General features: G+C 64.2%; 1 pseudogene. It reads right to left on the bottom strand.

Annotated elements, in window-relative coordinates:
* Positions 1–358: pseudogene (locus PQR32_RS42210) on the bottom strand (dihydroxy-acid dehydratase); the annotation flags it as partial.

Raw genomic sequence — 358 nt, 5'->3', positions numbered from 1 at the left:
CTCGTCGGTGACTTCCAAGTGCAGGCGGCGGGCTTCGACGTCCAGTTCGATCATGTCGCCGGTCTGCACGAGCGCGAGCGGCCCGCCCGCAGCCGCTTCCGGCGATACATGCAACACGACCGCGCCGTAGGCTGTGCCGCTCATGCGGCCGTCGGAAATGCGCACCATGTCCGTAATGCCCTTCTGCAGCACCTTTTTCGGCAGCGGCATATTGCCGACTTCCGCGAAGCCCGGATACCCCTTCGGCCCCGCGCCCTTGAGTACCATGATGCAGTGCTCGTCGATATCGAGCGACTCGTCGTCGATCTTCGCGTGCAGTTCCTCGATGTTCTCGAACACCACCGCGCGACCGCGATGC

Origin of the sequence: Paraburkholderia dipogonis (assembly GCF_046027395.1) — a bacterium.
Taxonomy (GTDB): domain Bacteria; phylum Pseudomonadota; class Gammaproteobacteria; order Burkholderiales; family Burkholderiaceae; genus Paraburkholderia; species Paraburkholderia dipogonis_A.
This window is presented reverse-complemented; position numbering and strand designations above follow the sequence as displayed.